Origin of the sequence: Phreatobacter sp., assembly GCF_051860605.1 — a bacterium.
GTDB lineage: Bacteria > Pseudomonadota > Alphaproteobacteria > Rhizobiales > Phreatobacteraceae > Phreatobacter.
This window is the reverse complement of the sequence record NZ_JBHYDR010000012.1, coordinates 1-17,336: the sequence shown is the minus strand read 5'-3', so window position 1 is coordinate 17,336 and position 17,336 is coordinate 1. Positions and strand designations below refer to the sequence as shown.

General features: G+C 65.1%; 16 protein-coding genes, 5 pseudogenes and 1 other annotated feature. Of the genes and pseudogenes, 11 read left to right on the top strand and 10 right to left on the bottom strand.

Annotation, left to right across the window (positions count from 1 at the left end):
• Window positions 1–9 precede the first annotated feature (9 nt).
• Complete coding sequence (locus tag ACTIFS_RS18600; protein WP_439575616.1) at window positions 10–1,275, top strand: glycosyltransferase; 1,266 nt, start codon at window positions 10–12, stop codon at window positions 1,273–1,275.
• Between the two features lie 56 nt (window positions 1,276–1,331).
• Here the strand turns inward: ACTIFS_RS18600 and ACTIFS_RS18595 are convergent, their stop codons facing one another.
• Window positions 1,332–1,844 (bottom strand): lysozyme inhibitor LprI family protein, encoded by a 513-nt coding sequence (locus tag ACTIFS_RS18595; protein WP_439575615.1) that lies wholly within the window; start codon window positions 1,842–1,844, stop codon window positions 1,332–1,334.
• Between the two features lie 239 nt (window positions 1,845–2,083).
• Between ACTIFS_RS18595 and ACTIFS_RS18590 the strand changes: the two genes are divergently transcribed.
• Entirely contained in the window at window positions 2,084–3,253 is a 1,170-nt protein-coding gene (locus tag ACTIFS_RS18590) for a polysaccharide biosynthesis/export family protein (RefSeq protein WP_439575614.1), read from the top strand.
• 27 nt (window positions 3,254–3,280) lie between these two features.
• On the opposite strand, the gene ACTIFS_RS18585 is transcribed toward ACTIFS_RS18590, so the two are convergent.
• Together ACTIFS_RS18585 and ACTIFS_RS18580 are read right to left on the bottom strand one after the other, a co-directional pair.
• The gene (locus ACTIFS_RS18585; RefSeq protein WP_439575613.1) at window positions 3,281–4,450 is read right to left on the bottom strand and encodes a glycosyltransferase family 2 protein; all 1,170 of its coding nucleotides are present in this window, start codon (window positions 4,448–4,450) and stop codon (window positions 3,281–3,283) included.
• A gap of 196 nt (window positions 4,451–4,646) precedes the next feature.
• Window positions 4,647–5,192, bottom strand: a pseudogene (locus tag ACTIFS_RS18580) (CDP-alcohol phosphatidyltransferase family protein); the annotation flags it as partial.
• 382 nt (window positions 5,193–5,574) lie between these two features.
• Between ACTIFS_RS18580 and ACTIFS_RS18575 the strand changes: the two are divergent.
• The 8 genes and pseudogenes from ACTIFS_RS18575 to ACTIFS_RS18540 form a co-directional block, all read left to right on the top strand.
• A complete protein-coding gene (locus ACTIFS_RS18575) occupies window positions 5,575–6,861 on the top strand; it encodes an aminotransferase class I/II-fold pyridoxal phosphate-dependent enzyme (RefSeq protein WP_439575612.1) in 1,287 nt (428 codons plus the stop codon).
• 17 nt (window positions 6,862–6,878) lie between these two features.
• Entirely contained in the window at window positions 6,879–7,685 is an 807-nt protein-coding gene (locus ACTIFS_RS18570) for an SDR family NAD(P)-dependent oxidoreductase (protein WP_439575611.1), read from the top strand.
• Complete coding sequence (locus ACTIFS_RS18565; protein WP_439575610.1) at window positions 7,682–8,821, top strand: dATP pyrophosphohydrolase; 1,140 nt, start codon at window positions 7,682–7,684, stop codon at window positions 8,819–8,821. Before ACTIFS_RS18570 ends, ACTIFS_RS18565 begins: the two co-directional genes overlap by 4 nt.
• A 174-nt stretch (window positions 8,822–8,995) precedes the next feature.
• Window positions 8,996–10,189, top strand: a complete 1,194-nt coding sequence (locus ACTIFS_RS18560) for a capsule biosynthesis protein (RefSeq protein WP_439575609.1) — start codon at window positions 8,996–8,998, stop codon at window positions 10,187–10,189.
• A gap of 3 nt (window positions 10,190–10,192) precedes the next feature.
• The gene (locus tag ACTIFS_RS18555; RefSeq protein ID WP_439575608.1) at window positions 10,193–10,963 is read left to right on the top strand and encodes an ABC transporter permease; all 771 of its coding nucleotides are present in this window, start codon (window positions 10,193–10,195) and stop codon (window positions 10,961–10,963) included.
• Window positions 10,964–11,002: 39 nt separating this feature from the next.
• Entirely contained in the window at window positions 11,003–12,178 is a 1,176-nt protein-coding gene (locus tag ACTIFS_RS18550; RefSeq protein WP_439575607.1) for a capsule biosynthesis protein, read from the top strand.
• A complete protein-coding gene (locus ACTIFS_RS18545; protein WP_439575606.1) occupies window positions 12,171–12,905 on the top strand; it encodes an ABC transporter ATP-binding protein in 735 nt (244 codons plus the stop codon). Before ACTIFS_RS18550 ends, ACTIFS_RS18545 begins: the two co-directional genes overlap by 8 nt.
• 104 nt (window positions 12,906–13,009) lie before the next feature.
• Window positions 13,010–13,407: pseudogene (locus tag ACTIFS_RS18540) on the top strand (transposase); the annotation flags it as partial.
• Window positions 13,294–13,408, top strand: a sequence feature (AL1L pseudoknot). Its footprint overlaps the pseudogene before it by 114 nt.
• On the opposite strand, the pseudogene ACTIFS_RS18535 reads toward ACTIFS_RS18540, so the two are convergent.
• Together ACTIFS_RS18535 and ACTIFS_RS18530 are read right to left on the bottom strand one after the other, a co-directional pair.
• Window positions 13,386–13,526, bottom strand: a pseudogene (locus ACTIFS_RS18535) (IS30 family transposase); the annotation flags it as partial. (Overlaps the previous feature by 23 nt.) The pseudogenes ACTIFS_RS18540 and ACTIFS_RS18535 sit on opposite strands and share 22 nt — an antisense overlap.
• Window positions 13,527–13,672: 146 nt before the next feature.
• Window positions 13,673–13,780 (bottom strand): annotated as a pseudogene (locus tag ACTIFS_RS18530) (ATP-binding protein); the annotation flags it as partial.
• Here ACTIFS_RS18530 and ACTIFS_RS18525 point away from each other — a divergent pair.
• A pseudogene (locus ACTIFS_RS18525) lies at window positions 13,776–13,889 on the top strand (IS3 family transposase); the annotation flags it as partial. The pseudogenes ACTIFS_RS18530 and ACTIFS_RS18525 sit on opposite strands and share 5 nt — an antisense overlap.
• A 70-nt stretch (window positions 13,890–13,959) precedes the next feature.
• Here the strand turns inward: ACTIFS_RS18525 and ACTIFS_RS18520 are convergent.
• The 5 genes from ACTIFS_RS18520 to ACTIFS_RS18500 form a co-directional block, all read right to left on the bottom strand.
• On the bottom strand, window positions 13,960–14,952 hold the full coding sequence (locus ACTIFS_RS18520) for a glycosyltransferase family 2 protein (protein WP_439575605.1): 993 nt from the start codon (window positions 14,950–14,952) through the stop codon (window positions 13,960–13,962).
• 13 nt (window positions 14,953–14,965) lie between these two features.
• Complete coding sequence (locus ACTIFS_RS18515) at window positions 14,966–15,622, bottom strand: class I SAM-dependent methyltransferase (RefSeq protein WP_439575604.1); 657 nt, start codon at window positions 15,620–15,622, stop codon at window positions 14,966–14,968.
• Window positions 15,623–15,635: 13 nt separating this feature from the next.
• The gene (locus ACTIFS_RS18510; RefSeq protein ID WP_439575603.1) at window positions 15,636–16,247 is read right to left on the bottom strand and encodes a class I SAM-dependent methyltransferase; all 612 of its coding nucleotides are present in this window, start codon (window positions 16,245–16,247) and stop codon (window positions 15,636–15,638) included.
• A 24-nt stretch (window positions 16,248–16,271) separates the two neighbouring features.
• Window positions 16,272–16,928 (bottom strand): class I SAM-dependent methyltransferase, encoded by a 657-nt coding sequence (locus tag ACTIFS_RS18505; RefSeq protein ID WP_439575602.1) that lies wholly within the window; start codon window positions 16,926–16,928, stop codon window positions 16,272–16,274.
• Window positions 16,929–17,130: 202 nt separating this feature from the next.
• Window positions 17,131–17,336 (bottom strand): integrase core domain-containing protein (locus tag ACTIFS_RS18500; RefSeq protein WP_439575601.1); only part of this gene is annotated, 206 nt, incomplete at its 5' end.

Below are 17,336 nucleotides of genomic sequence, written 5' to 3'. Positions count from 1 at the left end.
GTGACGGGCATGGCCACTCCCATTGCGCTCGACCTGACGCGGCTGTTCGTCTCCATCCTGCGCGGCCGCCCGCGCGGCATCGAGCGCGTGGATTTCGCCTTCGCCGAGGCCGCCTTGCAGAACGCCGACCGCCCGCTGTTCGGGATCATCGGCTATCCGTGGGGTCCGCGCGTGCTGGACCGGCTGACGGTCGAGCGGCTGGTCCGGGCCGTGCGCAATGTGTGGGCCGAGGACCAGGCCGTCGATGACGATTCAAGCTTCCGCCAGACCCGGCGCTGGCTGCTGGGCTTCGGCAACGCGCCCGCGCGGTCAGGCCGGGCCACCCGGCTGCCCGGCGATCTCGTCAAGGCGGCCTCGACCACCAGGTTCCGGCGGGGCAGCGAGATCGGGAGCCTGCCGACCGGTTCGGTCTATCTGAATGTCGGGCAGGTGGGTTTCGCCGTCGACCGGGCGACCGGCTGGCTCGGCACCCGCCCGGATGTGAAGGTGGTCTCGTTCCTTCACGACCTTTTGCCCCTGCGTGCCCCGGAATGGTTCGAGGCCTCCAGCGACAGCTATTTTGCCCGGGTCCTGGAGCGGATGCTGGACCGGTCGCAGGTCGTGGTGCTGGCGACGGAGGTGCTGCGGCGGCAGTTGCAGGACCATTGCCGGCAGACCGGACGGGTTCCGCCGCCCGTCATCGTCCAGCCGCTGGCGCCGATGCCGGCGCTCGCCTATCGCGAAGCCTTCGATCCGGACCTCGCCAGCGCCCCCTACATGGTCATCTGCGGGACGATCGAAAGCCGCAAGAACCACCTGATGCCGCTGCTGCTGTGGCGCGACAGCCTGATGGCCGGACGCCCCATGCCGAAGCTGGTGGTCGCCGGCGGTCGCGGCTGGGGCGCCAGCGAGGCCTGGCGGCTGCTCGATCGCAGCGCGGCGATCCGCTCCCACGTCGTCGAGGTTGCCGGCCTGTCGAGCCCGGCGCTGATGCATCTCATCGCGCATTCGAGGGCCCTGCTCGCACCGGCCTTCAGCGAGGGGTTCGGCCTGCCCGTGGTCGAGGCCCTGACCCTCAACGTGCCCGTGCTGGCCTCGGACATTCCGGTCTTCCGGGAAACCGCGGCCGGGCATGCCACGCTGCTCGACCCGCTCGACGGACCCGGCTGGGCAGGGGCCATCGACCGGCTCGCCTGGCGGCTTCCCGGGCGCGACCGTGGCCGTCCCGCCGGCTATTCGCCGGCCCGGCCCGAGGCGATCGCCTGCCTGCTGGACAGCCTGTGTCGCGAATCATGATCCGAGGGCCGCTTTCGACAGACCCCTGCGGGCGGGGGTCGCGCCCAGCGCAGGGTTCAGGGGGCAAGCCGGTATCGCGTCTGAAGGACGGTGATCCGTTCCAGGTTCCGCCGGATCCGGCAGGTCAGGCGGGCCTCGAACAATTCGCCCTGGACATCCGGCTCGGACAGGACCAGGGCCTGGCACTCATGATCCCGCAGCGCCCGGTAGCGCCGGTCCGCCTCCCGCACCGCCCGCTCGAAGGCCTGGCGCTGGAACGGACCGAAGGCCTGGTTGCCGGCCAGGTTGTGAGCCACCTGATCCACCGTCTCGTCGAGACGCGAATCGCTCGCCCTGGCGATGGCCTGCAGACAGAAGATCCAGTTGGACTGGTCGCGGGAACAATGGCCGAAGGGGCGTTCCGGGGTCGGCTCCACCGGTTCCGCGGCCGTGCGAGGCGTCGCCTCGAGCCGCATTTCCGGGAACTGGCCCGGGGCGATTCGGCGGATTTCGGTGCCGGAGGCCCCCGACGCCGTGGGAAAGGCCGTCAACATGGCGAAACACAGCGCAGCCCGCCGGTCGTGCAACATGGGGCGCAACATCCTCCTGCAGGCGCCGGCCGGTCTGCGGCGCCGGGTCCAGACTATCGGCAAAGCCGCCGAAGGTCCGCCCGGGCCGGGATGATGTGGCAAGAGTTCCCACATAGCGGCAATCGGGCAACAGTTTGCGCGATTTTCACTCTTCGGCTGGTCTCTTTAACCTCCGGGACTTATCGTCCGCCCACCGCGGGCGTGCCTTGGTATGCCGGTTCACGGGTCTGATATCGCAAATGCAGTTTGTTCCGAACGTTCGCCTTGCCCTGCTGACGGTCTCCTGCCTGGTCGTTCTGGCTGGCTGTTCCGCCCTTCCGGGGTCTGGCGCGCTCCGGCAGGACGTGGTGACGCCCGAGGCGCAGGCGATCGGCCAGTTCACGGTCGTCGATCTGACCCACGATTCGCTCGCCCTGCTGTCGCGCCGGCCGGTGGTCTCCCTGCGCGGCTCGTTCGGTGACAATCGTCCCCCTGCGGACCAGGTCATCGGCGTCGGCGACACGGTGCAGGTGACGATCTGGGAGGCGGCTGCCGGCGGCCTGTTCTCGGCCCCGGCCGTTGACCGGCTCGGCCCCGGATCCCGCTCGGCGGTGATCCCCGACCAGGTGGTCGGGCGCGACGGGTCGATCACGGTGCCCTATGCCGGCCGGGTGCGTGTCATCGGCCAGCGGACGTCGCAGGTCGAGGCTCGCGTCGTCGAGCTTCTGCGCGGCAAGGCGATCGAGCCCCAGGTGCTGGTGACGGTGCCGCGCAACACGTCCAACACCGTGACCGTCACGGGCGATGTGACCAACGGCGCGGTGGTGCCGGTCAATGTGCGCGGGCAGCGGCTGCTCGAGGTGATCGCCCAGGCCGGCGGCGCCAATGCGCCGGTCCACGAGACCTTCGTCAACCTGATCCGGGGCACCCGCTCGGTGCGGGTGCCGCTGCACACGATCCTGTCTCATCCTGCCGAGAACATCTACGTGCGCTCGGGCGATGTGATCGCGGTGGTCAGAACCCCGCAGACGATCACGGCCATCGGCGCGACCGGGCAGAATGCCGTCGTGCCGTTCGGCAACAGTTCGCTCAGCCTCGACGAGGCCATCGCCAAGTCCGGCGGCCTGCTCGACAGCCGGTCCGATCCGGAGGGCATCTTCGTCCTGCGCTACGAGACCGAGGACATGGTGAGCCAGCTCATCGCGCCGCGCGTGCTGGAGCGCCAGAACCGCCCGGTTGCCGTGACCTACCGGCTGAACCTGCGGGACCCTGCCGCGCTGTTCCACGCCCGCCTGTTCGCGATGCGCGACAAGGACATCGTCTATGTGGCCAATGCGCCGCTGAACGAGGTCCAGAAATTCTTCGCCCTCGTCAACACCATCGCCTCGCCGGTGTTCACGCTGAGCGCGGTTCGGGCGATCACGCGCTGATCCGGCATTCGGGGTGCCGGGTCGCGCTCAGGCGCTGGTTCCGGGTCGCAGGATGGCCGTGACCCTCGGCCCGGCGCAGCGATAGGTGATGCCGGCCCAGCGGATGGTGCGGCCGAACGAGCCCATGACCGCGACGGCGAGGAAGACCGGCCACCACAGGGGCCTGAGCAGGCCATCCAGATGGCGGCCCGGGTCGCCGACACCGGGCACCAGACCTAGCGCCTCGGCCACGATCTGACGGCGCAGCCTGCCACGGATCAGGCCCGCCAGCAGGACAACCGCAAACCCGGCGGGCCCGTACCATCCTCCTCCCAGCGTGTCGGCCAGAGCCGCCGCGAAGCCGAGGACGGGGATCAGGAGGCCGGCAAGGATGCCGACATGCATGATCGCGTCGTTGAGGCGCAGGATGCGGAACTGCCGGATGCCGAACGCGATGAGGGCGGCGAGGTCGCCCGTCCAGGGGGAGGGCAGCAGCGTGCGCCTGTTGGTATGGACGAGGATGCCTTTTGCGCTCGCGGCGGCGGTGAGCTGCATGTCGTCGCTCAGCGCATTCAGCCAGTAGCGGTCGAGGTCGAGGGCCGCGAGCGTCGCCCGCTGCATGGCCATGGTGCCTCCCCAGGCGGCCGTCAGCCCGGTCAGGCGCGGCGCCAGCGCGACGGACAGATTGCTGGCCGCGGCTGCAACGCCTGCGAAGGTCGGTTCGGTCGGCAGGATCAGCCGATAGCCGGTCACGATCTGCTGCCCCTGGTCCACCACCGCCCAGTTCAGCACCGCAAGCCAGTCGGCCGGAAGGATCACGTCGGCATCGGCGAAAACGACGAGCGCGTCGTCATCGCGCAGCCGCTCCATCGCCGCCCGCATGTTCCAGATTTTCTGGCTGCAGGCCGGGGCGAGCCCCGCCACCACGGTCTCGGCCCGATCCGGCGCATCGGCAAAGGCGGAAGCGATGGCCGCGACCGCCGGATCGTCGCCGCTCTCGACGGCGAAGATCACGCGGAACAGCGGATGGTCCTGGTCGCGCAGCGAGGCAAGGAAGCGGTCGGTGGTCTGCGAACGGCCCTTGACCGGCACGATCACCACGCAGCGGGCCGGCTCCTGCGGGCGGCCGTGCTGCGCCATCAGCAGCCGGTACCGCCAGGTCGCATAGGTCGACACACTGGCCATGGTCGCCCAGCCGAGGATGAGGATCTCCTTCACGGCGGGTTCCTCTGCTTGGCATTCGGTTCCGCCGGGGCAGGATCAGTCGGCAGAGCCCTTTTTTTCCCCGCGCGCCGGACCAGCGCCGGGCCGGTTCCTCCCGCGAGAGATCCCGCAGGACCTTCCACGAGGCCAGGATATAGGAAACGATTGTCCAGACCGCGATAGCCAGGAAGATATGATCGAAACTGGTCATCGGGACGGGCCAACTCGTCATCTCGAACGGTCGGACGATCAACATGAGCAGCGTGAGGGCCAGCAGAATCATCCGTGCTTCGGTCGGGCCGAGCGAGCCATAGGCGATGTCATAGGTGCCGGTGACGTTGCTGCGCAGGTGCGTGAGCGCGACCAGCATCAGATAGCCATTGATGAGAAAGAAGGCGACGTCCAGCCGGACCCAGGGCGACAGGCCAAGGCCGATGAAGATCAGGTTGACCGTGAAGATGTCCACGGTCTGATCGAGGAACATGCCGAATCGCGGCCGCTCGATATCGCGCTGCCGGGCCAGCGTGCCATCCAGACTGTCGCCGAACCAGTGGACGACGATGCCTGCGCAGGCGAGCACGAGCCAGTGGGGAGACAGGCTCGAAAGCCAGTATCCCATGAAGCACATGAGGCCGCCAAAAGCCCCAAAAGCCGTCAAAATGTTGGGTGTCACCCAGCCGGGCAGCCGTTCCGCGAGCCAGAGCAGAACCTTCCGCTCCGCCTCCGCGGTCAACGAACTGATCACCTTCTGCGTCATGCGCGACAGCCTTTGTCCCCGATACCTGTGCGGGCATCCTGCCACGACCCGATAGCACAGAAAGGCCCGCCATTGCCTAGGCGCCGGCGAGGGTCGATGTCAGGCTCCGACCTGTGTCATACATGTCGCTGTCGGCATAGTCCTTGCCCACATTTGCGACAATGGTCGGGGGGTGCCCAAATCGGCATCATCGCTGACCGAAGCAATGGCTGGCGATCCGGCCAAAAGCCGTATACCTTCATGTTCGCGGGGGCGATGGTAGCGTGGTGTTCAGCCGGGCGTGACCAGACTGTAACGACTTTGGTCCAGAGAAGGGCCGCGGCCATCCTCAAGTGGGGATGATGGCCGAGCAGTTTGGCAATCCGGTTGACTGGAGGGGTTCATGATTGACAATAGTTTGTCAGTTTACGCTGCCCGGCGGTTAGCATTCGAGGCCGGATCGACGTTCCGCGGCAACTCCCCCTACAATATATCCCTTGATGATCTGCGTGCCGAGGCAGCCCGAAACGGAGCCGAGTTTCTCAGCTTCGGGCATTACGACTATATCGGTATCGCCGAAGACGTCTATGTGGCGGATCGGGCCATCCAGGCCATTCGGGATCATGGCTGCGGGGTCGGTGCGTCCCGCCTGGTCGGCGGAGAACGGAATTTCCATCGCGAGCTGGAATCGCGTCTTGCCCGGTTTCTCGGCACCGACGATGTCCTTGCGATGGTATCCGGATACGGCACCAATTCCTCGCTCATCGGCCACATGATGGGTGCGAGCGATCTCATCGTCTATGACAGCCTGAGCCACAACAGCATCATCGCCGGGCTGGGCGTGACGCGCGCGGAGACGGTGGCCTTCGAGCACAACAATCTGGATGCTCTCGATGCCCTCCTGGCAGAGAGGCGGGACCAGTTCAAAAGGGTCCTGATCGTCTGCGAGGGGCTCTACAGCATGGATGGCGACTTCGTCGACCTTCCCCGGATTGTCGCATTGAAGGAACGCTACGACGCCTGGCTCTATGTCGACGAGGCCCACTCGATCGGCGTGATGGGGCGCACCGGACGCGGCGTCGCCGAACATTTCGGCATCGACCGCGGGCAGATCGACATCACGATGGGCACGCTGTCAAAGACGTTCGGCAGCTGCGGCGGCTTCGTGGCGGCAACCCAACCGGTGATCGACTGGCTGCGCCATACGCTGCCGGGCTATGTCTACAGCGTCGGGCTGTCCCCATCGACGACGATAGCGGCGCTGGCGGCCCTCGAGGTGCTCGAGACGGAGCCGGAGCGCGTGGCCGTGCTTCAGCACAATTCCCGATATTTCGTCGAGGGGGCGCGCCGGCGTGGCCTGCGGACCGGGCTCGCGGGTGGTTTTGCCATTGTGCCCATCCATTTCTCGACCAAGGACAAGGCCGTCGGCGCCTCCCGGATGCTGCGAGACAATGGCATCTACTGCCCGCCCATCGTGAAGCTGGCTGTGCCGAAGGACCTGCCGCGCCTGCGGATGTTCATCTCCGCGGCCCACAGCGAGGCGCAGATCGACCGGACGCTCGACCTGCTCCACGCCTTCGCCCGCGAGCGCGGTGACCTCGTCATGCCTGCCTCGCCCGTTCCGGCGCACGCGATGGCCCCTTCGAGCCATCCCGCACGACCGGCCGCGGCAGTCGCCGCCAAGACCTGAGCTGAACCGGCGGGTCGATGAGCGGTAGCAGCGCCAGCGCGTCCCGCGATGCGGCAGTTCGCCATATTGTGATCACGGGTGCCTCGCGGGGGATCGGCCGCGAACTGGCGCTTCTCTATGCCGCCCCCAACAGCCACCTCACCCTGATCGCCCGCTCGGCCGGTCTGCTGCAGGACGTGGCAGGCCTTTGCCGCAGCCGGGGCGCGACCGTCGATGTGCGGATCGCCGATATCACCGATGCCGGGGCCATCGCCGATGCCCTTGAGATGGCAGCGGGGGTCGCCGGCTTCGATCTGCTCATCGCCAATGCCGGGATCGGCGGGGCGGACGCCATGGCGGGTCCGGCTGGTGAGCATCCGGATGCCGCACGCGCGATCGCATCCGTGAATTTCCTCGGAGTGGTCAACACGATTGCCCCCGCGATTGCCTGCATGACGCGCCAGGGAAGAGGGCGGATCGTCATTGTCGGCTCGGTGGCCGGCCTTGTTCCGCTGCCGTCGAGCCCGGCCTATTCGGCCGCAAAGGCCGGAATCCGGGCCTATGGTATTGCCCTTGACCGGCTGCTAAGGACATCGGGCGTTCGCGTAACGGTGGTCTCTCCGGGTTTCGTGGAGACCGACATGAGCGCCAGCCTGTCGATGTCGCTGCCCTTTCTGGTGCCGGCGGCGGAGGCGGCCAGGATTATTGCGTCCGGGGTGGAACGGGGCAGCCGGGAGATCGTATTCCCCTGGCAGGTTCGCGCCGCCGCGTGGTTCATGCGCCTGCTGCCGGACCGGGTTCTCGTCTGGATCGTGGAGCGCTCGCAGAAAAAGCTGGTTTCATGAGCGATATCGTTGTTCGCACCGTCGACCCTGAGAGCAGGGATATCGGCGACTGGATAGGCGTTCCCAAGACCGTTCATGCTGATGACCGTTCCTTTGTCATCCAGCCCGACAAGCTCGAAAGGCAAAGGGTCACACGGGCCCACAATCCCTATCTGAAGACGATCGAAGCGGCCTTCTTCATCGCCTATCGCGGCGGGCAACCCGTCGGCCGGATCTCGGTCCAGTTCGACCGGAGGCTGGTCGATGCCGAGGGGCAGCCGGTCGGTCATTTCGGTTTTGCCGATTTCATCGAGAACCAGGCCGTGGCCGACCTGCTGGTGGCCCGGGCCCGCGCCTGGCTCGGTCAGGCCGGGGCGCATACGATGCGCGGCCCGTTCAACCTGTCGATCAACCAGGAATGCGGCTGTCTGGTCGAGGGTTTCGACAGCCCGCCCGCCGTCATGATGCCCCACGCGCGCCGGTGGATCGGCCCCATGCTGGAACAGGCCGGCCTCGCAAAGGCGATGGACATGTTCGCCTACCGGGTCGATCCGAAGTCCGTGCCGGAGCGATTTCTCAAGTTCTGCCGCTGGCAGGTAACAAGCCACGCCATTGTGGTGCGTCCGCTGGATCTGGCCAACCTGACGCGTGAAATCGAGCTGATGGGTGAGATTTTCAACGATGGCTGGCGCGACAACTGGGGCTTCGTGCCGTTCAGCCGTGCCGAACTGCACCACCTGGCCGCCGAGTTCAAGCCGGTGCTCCGGCAGGACTACGGGCTGTTCGTCGAGATTGCCGGCCGGCCCGTCGCGATCATGATCGCCATTCCCAATCTCAACGAGATGTTCGCGTCGATGCAGGGCCGCCTTGGCCTGCTCAATTCGCTCCGGCTGCTGTGGGCCCTGCACCGGGAGAGGTGGCATACAGCCCGCGTTCCGATCCTCGGTGTGCGCAAGGAGGTGCAGGGCGGTGCCCTGGGGGCCGCGGTCGTCGCCAGCATGATGGAGAAGCTGCTCGAGCGCAGTCGCAAATTCCATCTGGACTGGGTCGAGTTCTCCTGGGTGCTGGAGAACAACCTGCCGGCCCGACGCGTGCTCGAGGAAGCCGGTGGCGCGCGGGTCAAGACCTACCGGATCTACTCGGGACCAACGGCCTGACGGCGGGGGAGCGGGGTTTGGGCCTTCGCGCCGGGGATGACGTCCATGCGCTCGCCCCCGATGCGGCAAGCTGTGGCGATATCCGGCAGTTTCGGCTAAGTTGGAGCTTGGCCTTGGTCTTGCCACGCCACTGGGGCAAGACCCGCCTTTCATCGGGCCGCCCGAAGTTCTGACATGCAGCTTGCCTTTGACACGCGTGACGTCACCCGGCAGTCGGACGTGCCGGCGGCTGCCCGTTCGCGGCGCCCGTTCCTGGTTGCCTTGCCGCGGCGCCTGATCTCGCTGCTCGTTTTCCTGCTGGCGCTGTCGCCGACGCTGACCGCGTCCGTCTATTACGGGTTCGTCGCCACCGACCGCTATGTGTCGGAGGCCCAGTTCGTGATCCGCAGCGCCTCCCGGACGACCGGCACCACCGGATTCACAGCCTTCCTGCAGATGGTCGGCATCTCCGGATCGCAGGACGACACGTTCGCCGTTCACGACTTCATCTCCTCGCGCGATGCCATGCTCAAGCTGATGGAGCGGATGCCGCTGCGCGAGATGTACGGAAAGCCGGACGCGGACGCCTTGTCGGTCTTTCCGAACTTGTTCTACGGCGACACCCTGGAATATTTCCATCGCTACCTGAAGTGGCGCATCGATGTCAGCCACAACTCCAATACCGGCATCAGCACCCTGAAGGTGCAGGCTTTCTCGCCCGAAGACGCCCGGCGCATCGCCGATGCCTTGCTCGACCTGAGCGAGCAGCTGATCAACCAGATGAACGTGCGCATCCGGCAGGACAGCGTGCGGTTCGCCACCGACGAGGTCCGACGCGGTGAGGAGCGGATGGTTGCGGCTCAGCTGACCATCACCAATTTCCGCAACCGGGAAGTGACCCTCGACCCGACGCGCAGTTCGGTTCATGTCATGGAGCTGGTGGCGCGCCTGGCGGGCGAGCTCAGCACCGCCAATGCGCTGATCGCCGAGGTGAGGGCCTCCTCGCCGTCCTCGCCGCAATTGCCGTCGCTGCAGCGGCGCGCGGATGCGATCCGCGAGCAGATGGCACTGGAGCGCGCCCGCATCTCCAATTCATCGGACGGGCTGGCCGAGAAGATCGCCCAGTTCGAACAGCTGACACTGGAGCGGGAATTCGCCAGCCGGGCCCTGGGGGCGGCGATTGTGGCGCTCGACACGGCGCGCTCCGAGGCCCGGCGCCAGCAGCTTTATCTGGAGCGGGTCGCCGGCCCATCGGTGCCCGACCAGGCGCTGGAGCCGCAGCGCGGGTTCCTGATCGCGACCATCTTTGTTCTCAACCTGATCGCCTTGATGATCGTCTGGCTGTTCGTCGCGGGCATGCGCCTGCACGCCCCGGTCCGGGATCTCTAGGCCATGCGCTCGGTCCTCGCCCAGTGGCGGGTCATGCAGGCGCTGATGGTGCGCGACATGATCGTGCGCTTCGGCCGCGACAATGTCGGCTTCATCTGGACCATCCTGGAGCCGATGCTTCTGTGCATCGGCGTGATGCTGATCTTCTCCCTGATCAAGAAGCCCTACGAGCACGGGGTTCAGATCATCACCTTCGTCGTCACCGGCTATATGCCGCTCACCCTGTTTCGCCACCTCACCAATTCCGGCATCCATGTCCTGACCCGCAGCACCGGCGTGCTGCTGCACCGGCGCCTGACGCAGCTGGACACGCTGCTCTCGCGCCTGCTTCTGGAGTTCACGGCTACGACGGTGGCGCTGTGCATCATCTATGGCGCCCTGTTCATTGCCGGGTTTGCCGAGCCGATCCACGACATCAAGCTGGTCGTTGCCGGCTGGCTGCTGCTCGCCTGGTTCGCCCTCGGCGTAAGCATCGTGTTCTCGGCAGGCACCGAGGCCAGCAATACGATGGAGCGGTTCATCCAGCCGCTGCAGTATCTGACCGTGCCATTGTCGCCGATCTTCTACATGATCAGCTGGCTGCCCTATCAGGCCCAGGAGATCGCGGTCTGGAACCCGCTCGCCCAGCCCTACGAGATGATCCGGGCCGGCGTGTTTGGTCCCAACGTCCAAGCGATCTATTATCCCAACGTGACGCTCTATCCTGGCCTGGTGCTCGTCGCGTTCGGTCTCATCTGGTTCCAGATTGTCGGGAAGCGGGTCCATGAAAAATAGACCGGTGCCGGCAACGGATCGCGGGGGGAGGGTTGCTGGATGAAGCCGGTTCCGCCCGAGTCCATCGTCAACCTGATCGACCTGCGCCAACTCACCGCGCCGGAGGAGCGCAAGCGCCTGCTCCAGCGGCTGCGCGAGTGGCTCAATCCCTGGGCGATGGCCTTCATTCTCGTGCCGACGCTGGTGGCGGCGGTCTATTTCGGGCTGATCGCCTCCGACCGCTACGCGGCCGAGATGCGCTATGTGGTGAGAAGCCCGCAGACGCAGGTTGCCAACCAGCTCGGCGGGCTGCTGCAATCGACGGGCTATGCGGCCGGCGGCGATGCGGCCCACGCCATCAACGCCTATCTCGTCTCCCGCGACGCGCTGTACGACCTGATCGAGGATGTCGATATCCGGCAGATCTTCGGTTCACCCCAGGCCGACCTGTTGTCGCGGTTCCCGCGGCCCTTCGGCCGGTCGTCCAACGAGGCGCTGTTCTCCTATTTCGAGAAGATGGTCTCCGCCAAGGTCGACAGGAACACCGCCATCACCACGGTCGAGGTCCAGGCCTTCACGCCGGAGGATGCCAAGCGGATCGCCGATGCCATGGTCAAGCGTGCCGAGGCGCTGAGCAACCGGCTGACACGCCGGCTGCGCGACGACCTGTTGAAGTCGGCCGACGAGGAGGTCGCGCGGTCGCGCGAGCGCTCGCTGCAGGCGCTTGCGGCGCTCACCGAGTTCCGCAACCGCGAGCAGACGGTCGATCCGACGCGCTATTCGGCGGCTCTCATCGAGACGATCGCCCGGCTGTCGCTGGAGCTTGCCCAGATGCGGGCGCAGCAGGCGGAACTGCGCGAGGCCTCGCCGCAGAGCCCGCAGATCGCAGCGCTTGCCAACCGCATCCGGGCCTTCGAGGAGCAGATCAATGTGGAGCGCCTCGGCCTTGCCGGCTCGGCCGATTCCATGGCGCCGCGGATCGCCGAATACGAGCGCCTGATGCTGGAGCGGGAGTTCGCCGATCGGCTGCTGGCCGCGACCATGAATTCGCTGGAGACCTCGCGCCAGGACGCGCAGCGCCAGCAGATCTATGTCGAGCTGGTGGTGACGCCGCGCATGCCCGACTATCCGGCCTATCCCTCCAGGCTGCTGGCGATCCTGGCGGTGTTCGTCGTCTCCGGCCTGCTCTATATTGTGCTCTCGACCCTTGTCCGGAACATCCTCCGCCATGTCTGAGCTGCAGGTCATCGACAGGACGGACCAGGCGGATCAGGCGGCACCCGCGCCGGCTCCCGCGGCGGCGCCGCCAAGCCGCGAGATCGCCCTGCACAACATCTGCAAGTCGTTCGAGACGGCCATGGGCCGGCACGACGTGCTCAAGAACATCTCGTTCTCGGTGGCCCCCGGCGAGCGGCTGGCGATCCTTGGCCGCAACGGCGCCGGCAAGTCGACCCTGATCAAGATCCTGGCGGGCGTCATGGAGCCGACCTCCGGCTCGATGCATTTCGGCATGTCGCTGTCCTGGCCGCTGGCGCTCGCCCACGGCTTCGAGGGGGCGCTGACCGGCTATGACAACATCCGTTTCGTCTGCGACATCTATGACGTGCCGGTGCGCTCGGTCTATCCGTTCATCCGCAATTTCACCGAACTCGGCGACCTCCTGTTCGTCCCGGTCCGCTCCTATTCGGACGGCATGCGCGCGAGGCTCGCCTTCGGGTTGTCACTGGCCATCGAGTTCGACTGCCTGCTGATCGACGAGGTGCTGGGGGTGGGCGACCAGCGTTTCCAGGAAAAATGCCATTACGAGCTCTTCCAGAGGCGTGCCGGCCAGACCATGATCGCGGCGGTTCACGCGCCGCACTGGGTGAGGCAATATTGCTCGTCGGCGCTCGTGCTCAAGAGCGGTCGGGGCCGGGTGTTCCAGGACCTCGAAGTGGCGACGGCGATCTACGCGACGCTGTGATGCAGTGGATTGATTATCCTCGAATGCAACCGAACACGCAGGATATGGGGGATTGAACCGCCCCGGTTTTGTCGCAGGCTCCAACTTCCAAGTAGGATGGAGCCATGACGAGCAAGACGACGAACAAGTTTTCGCCTGAGGTCCGCGAACGCGCGGTGCGGCTGGTGCTCGACCAGGAGGGCGAGCACTCCTCGCGCTGGGTCGCCTGCGCCTCGATCGCCGCCAAGATCGGCTGCTCGACCCACACGCTGCTGGAGTGGGTCAAGCGGGCGGAGGTCGATGGCGGGAAGCGTGCTGGTGTTCCCTCCGATGTCTCGGAGAAGCTGAAGGCGCTCGAACGGGAGAACCGCGAGCTGCGGCAGGCCAACGAGATCCTGCGCAAGGCGTCGGCTTATTTCGCCCAGGCGGAGATCGACCGCCCATTCAAACGATGATCGCCTTCATCGACGATCATCGCGACGTCTATGGGGTCGAGCCGATCTGCAAGGTCCTGCCGATCGCCGAGCTGTGCAGGCCTAGGATGAGATCACCTTCCCAGTGCCCCGGCATCGCCCGGTCTTCGACCTCTGGGGGCCGTTCGCTGATCATGACAGCATTTCCCACGAAGGACTTTCCACGGCCGCGGGTGTCAAACGGCGCGCAATATTGTCCCCCGATCGGCGTCCAATATTGACCCCTTGATGGGCTGAGGCGGTGAGGAGACGGCGCGGCGGAGCTGGTCGGGGTTGCGCCGGCGCGCCGGTTCCGGGTCGCTGGCGGCGCGTGGCTCAGAGCCTGCTCTTGAAGCGCCAGCTCTCGTTGCCGGTCTCGACGATGTCGCAGTGATGGGTCAGCCGGTCGAGGAGCGCCGTGGTCATCTTGGCGTCGCCGAAGATGGCCGTCTTCCACTTCATCGAAGGCTTCTACAACCCGTCACGCCGCCACTCGGCGCTGGGCTACCTCTCGCCGAAAGAATACGAAAGGAAGCATCATGAGCTGAACTGATCCGCCCAAGCCGCAAACAGTCCGCGGAAACGGGTCAACTCCAGTCCACAATTGCGGGGGAAGATCACCGCTAATCCTCAATTTTCAAAACTAGGCCAGCCTCGATCAGCGTCATAGGAGATTCATAAAGCCGGCTCACATCTCCAATCAGGGAGAGTTCAGGATTTTGCGTCAGGATGTCCCTGTAGCATTTGTACTCAATACTTCCGCCCCAATAGTTCTGCGCCCGGACAGCTTCGTCGATGCGCCGGATCGTATCCGGCAGGAACTTGAAGTGCAGCAGACCCAGAACACATGGCGATACGAAGTTGGGCTCGTAAGGCCAAACGTGATGCGGATTGGCGAAAATATCGTGCCCCGAAAGCTTGAAGACCGGATACTTCGTCATCTCAGGCCTGAATGAGGCGGAGGCTTTACCGAACACGCGCTGGCGCGGCCCGCCCTTGCGGGAGATGATCTCGCGGAACTGCTGCTCGTCATAGCCCCCGTCATCGAAGAACGGATAGGCTTCGACGAGGCGCTGCCCCGCCCGATAGGAACTGCCGAGCAGGGGGCCGTCGCTATACATGTCGATGAGCATCCCCCGGATGCGCGAGATCTGTCGGGCCTCCGCCCAGACGCACAGGTCGGCGAAGCTGCGGCGTTCCATGCCCTCGAACACGATATGCTCGTCCGCATCGACATAGATGTACCAGGCGTCGCGCGAGCGCCCTACCTTGTCGATGGCCAGCGTGATCCAGCCTTGCTTACGCATCCAGTGGAAGGCCCCCTTGATCTGGAGGACCTCGCAGTCAGGCTGGGCACAGAGCAGGTCCACAGTACCGTCAGTCGAACCATTGTCCACAAAGACGAAGCGCTCGATCCCGAAGGTGCGGTAGTGCCGCAGGAAATCGTCAAGCCGGTCGGCCTCGTCTTTGACGACGCTGATCACAACGGGCTGTTCCGGAATCTGCCGGGCAGCGCGCGGCAACGACAGCGGCGTCAGTACCGCGCGGCCATGCTCAGCTAGGACGGCCCGGACATAGTCCGGGGCGTTCCGCTCGACGATGTCCGAGAACGTCATATCGATCCGCGCCTCAGAACACCCGCGTTAAAGGAACTGCATGGCGGTTCCAGCGCTCGCCCATCCGGCCCAGCGTGTCCTGACTCATCGAGAAAAAATAGACAAGGTCGCCGGCACCCGTGACAGGATCGAAGCTGACGACCGCTGCGCAGGCCAGCCCGGGAAAGTGGCGCACCATGTTCTGGGCAAAGTCAGCCCCGAAGTCACGATAATGCTCGTTTACCTTCGGATCGGGAAAACCCCAGTCGATCGTCTCCCAGCGATAGGTTGGGGTGGGCACTGTCAAATGCACCACGCCGGCGGCCCCGACCACGCGCAGCATCTCAGCCATGGCGAGTTTGTCGTCACGAACATGCTCGAGCACATGGTTTGAGATGACGATGTCGAAGCGGCCGTCCGGAAGGCCGGTGTCGATCATGTCGATCGTGTTCTCGCCGCCATAGCTAGAGCCGAGATACTCCTTGAACCAGAAGCGGTCGACGCTGCGGTCGGGAGCGAACTGCAGAGCCCGCCACTCGTCGAGCAACGGTCGAAGCGGCAGATAGATGCGGCGGACTATGCGATGCCGCTCGACCGACCTGCAGCCCCTGCACATGGGCGGGAGCCCATTGGCAATCCGTCCGTTGAAGCCAGGCAGGAATTCGGTGGACCCGCAGATGTTGCATTCCATGGGGGTCTGGTCCTTACAGCCGTGACAGCGCAAACGAATTGTGGCCGTGCGGCTCCAGGGTCATGTAGCGGTATCGCCAGCCATCCTGAACGCAGAACTCGTTGCAGGCCTCGATGACGCCATATGGCCATGGGGCGAGTACATTGCCTGTGCAATAGTCATGACCGGCGATATAGCCGAACGGCTTCAGCTTCGCCGCAGCAAGGCGCAGTTCCGCCGCGGTCGTGTCGTAGCTGTGATCGGTGTCGATGTAGATCCAGTCAAAGTATCCATCCTTGAACGTCTCGAGAACGGACGTCGACATTCCCTGGTGGATCTCAATCGCCCCGGTCTTTAGCAGTCCCGCATACCGCTGCCTGATCCCATCAAGGCCGGCGCGGTATCGCTCAGAGTTCCACATGTCTACCAGATGTAGCTTGAGCGGACGATTGTGCTTCAGAATCTCGGACGTGTAGTCGCCAAAGGCCACGCCCACCTCCGCCGCGACGCCGGAGTGCGGGAGATGCTGCAGCAGCGCGACCCGATCGGGCAGGACCTGACAATCGCGCGTATGTTCCTCCCGCAGGAACAGCGACGGGGTGTTCTGCTTCAGGGCGCGGCGGAATTCGACTGTGTTGGTTGACATTATCTGACTTCGCTGCTGTCGCCGTTAGGCCTCCCGGCGGGCGAAGCGCAAATACCCCGCGTGCCGATTGTCCCCAGCCGCCGCGTGAACCGACTGCGTCAGTTCCGCGTCCAGCACGAAACCGCCCAACTGCAGGCGGGAAACATATTCTGCCCAGGGTCTTGCGACATAGTGCTGGCTGGATTGACGTTCAGCCGGGGGAAAGTAATCGGCGATCAGCAAGTGGCCCTTGGCGGAAACGCTGGCCATAGCGTTGTCGAGGAAGCGGCTCCACTCTTGATCGTCCACGAAATGAACAAGTACGAAGAGCGCACAGACAAGGTCATGGCGCTTGGTAGCTTTCCATTTGAGCAAGTCGACGACTTGGAATTGCGCCGCGGGGTTACGCTCTTTGCCATCGTGGACGGCCGTTGGGGACACGTCGAGGCCGACATAGTGGAAGCCTGCATCGGTGAAGCTGCCCGACACTCGGCCATACCCGCTGCCCAGGTCGAGGACCGAGCCTCCGGGACGCACAAGCCGATTCGCAACCTGGCTCATAAGCGCCCTAAACTGCTCCTCGCCAGCTGCGTTCTCCTCAGCGGAAGCCGCCAAGTTCCCGACGGAGCGGGGATCGCCGCGATATTCTTCGTGCCGCGTGATCCAGTACCGAGACTGATCGAAAGAGGCGTTGCCGCTCATGCAAAAGCTCTCGGGTTGATTGATGCAATTTAGGTAGGTAGACGTCATGCAGTAGCTCGCGAAAGTCAAGGCTGGAAGGACGTGTCAGCCATCGGACTGTCAACCGCTCTGGCGAACCGCCCCCGGGCTTGCCGGAGGGTCAGAGGTGGTTCGGTTTGTTTGAACAGTTTTCGGGCCGTCGATAAGTGGTTTCGCCCCATGGTTACGCCGCCGCCGGGATTCGCTGCAGCGATCTGATGAAGGCCTGATCGGGCGTCTGTCCTGCCAGTCCCTGATGAGGGCGCCTTCGGTTGTAGAAGTCCAGATAGCGCCCGATCGACGCCCGCGCCTCGGGACTGTCAGGATTTTCGTGTGTGGGCGGCGTGTTGAACATCAGGCCACCATGGCCCTTGTGAAGCGCTCGCCGAA

What these genes read in the sequence shown, in the direction of transcription:
- ACTIFS_RS18590 (WP_439575614.1), top strand. Translation starts at nt 2,084, where the DNA reads ATGCAGTTTGTTCCGAACGTTCGCCTTGCCCTGCTGACGGTCTCCTGC.
- ACTIFS_RS18505 (WP_439575602.1), bottom strand. Translation starts at nt 16,928, where the DNA reads ATGAGCGGCAACGCCTCTTTCGATCAGTCTCGGTACTGGATCACGCGG.
- ACTIFS_RS18560 (WP_439575609.1), top strand. Translation starts at nt 8,996, where the DNA reads ATGCAGCTTGCCTTTGACACGCGTGACGTCACCCGGCAGTCGGACGTG.
- ACTIFS_RS18520 (WP_439575605.1), bottom strand. Translation starts at nt 14,952, where the DNA reads ATGACGTTCTCGGACATCGTCGAGCGGAACGCCCCGGACTATGTCCGG.
- ACTIFS_RS18575 (WP_439575612.1), top strand. Translation starts at nt 5,575, where the DNA reads ATGATTGACAATAGTTTGTCAGTTTACGCTGCCCGGCGGTTAGCATTC.
- ACTIFS_RS18565 (WP_439575610.1), top strand. Translation starts at nt 7,682, where the DNA reads ATGAGCGATATCGTTGTTCGCACCGTCGACCCTGAGAGCAGGGATATC.
- ACTIFS_RS18570 (WP_439575611.1), top strand. Translation starts at nt 6,879, where the DNA reads ATGAGCGGTAGCAGCGCCAGCGCGTCCCGCGATGCGGCAGTTCGCCAT.
- ACTIFS_RS18555 (WP_439575608.1), top strand. Translation starts at nt 10,193, where the DNA reads ATGCGCTCGGTCCTCGCCCAGTGGCGGGTCATGCAGGCGCTGATGGTG.
- ACTIFS_RS18545 (WP_439575606.1), top strand. Translation starts at nt 12,171, where the DNA reads ATGTCTGAGCTGCAGGTCATCGACAGGACGGACCAGGCGGATCAGGCG.
- ACTIFS_RS18600 (WP_439575616.1), top strand. Translation starts at nt 10, where the DNA reads ATGGCCACTCCCATTGCGCTCGACCTGACGCGGCTGTTCGTCTCCATC.
- ACTIFS_RS18510 (WP_439575603.1), bottom strand. Translation starts at nt 16,247, where the DNA reads ATGTCAACCAACACAGTCGAATTCCGCCGCGCCCTGAAGCAGAACACC.
- ACTIFS_RS18550 (WP_439575607.1), top strand. Translation starts at nt 11,003, where the DNA reads ATGAAGCCGGTTCCGCCCGAGTCCATCGTCAACCTGATCGACCTGCGC.
- ACTIFS_RS18515 (WP_439575604.1), bottom strand. Translation starts at nt 15,622, where the DNA reads ATGGAATGCAACATCTGCGGGTCCACCGAATTCCTGCCTGGCTTCAAC.
- ACTIFS_RS18595 (WP_439575615.1), bottom strand. Translation starts at nt 1,844, where the DNA reads ATGTTGCACGACCGGCGGGCTGCGCTGTGTTTCGCCATGTTGACGGCC.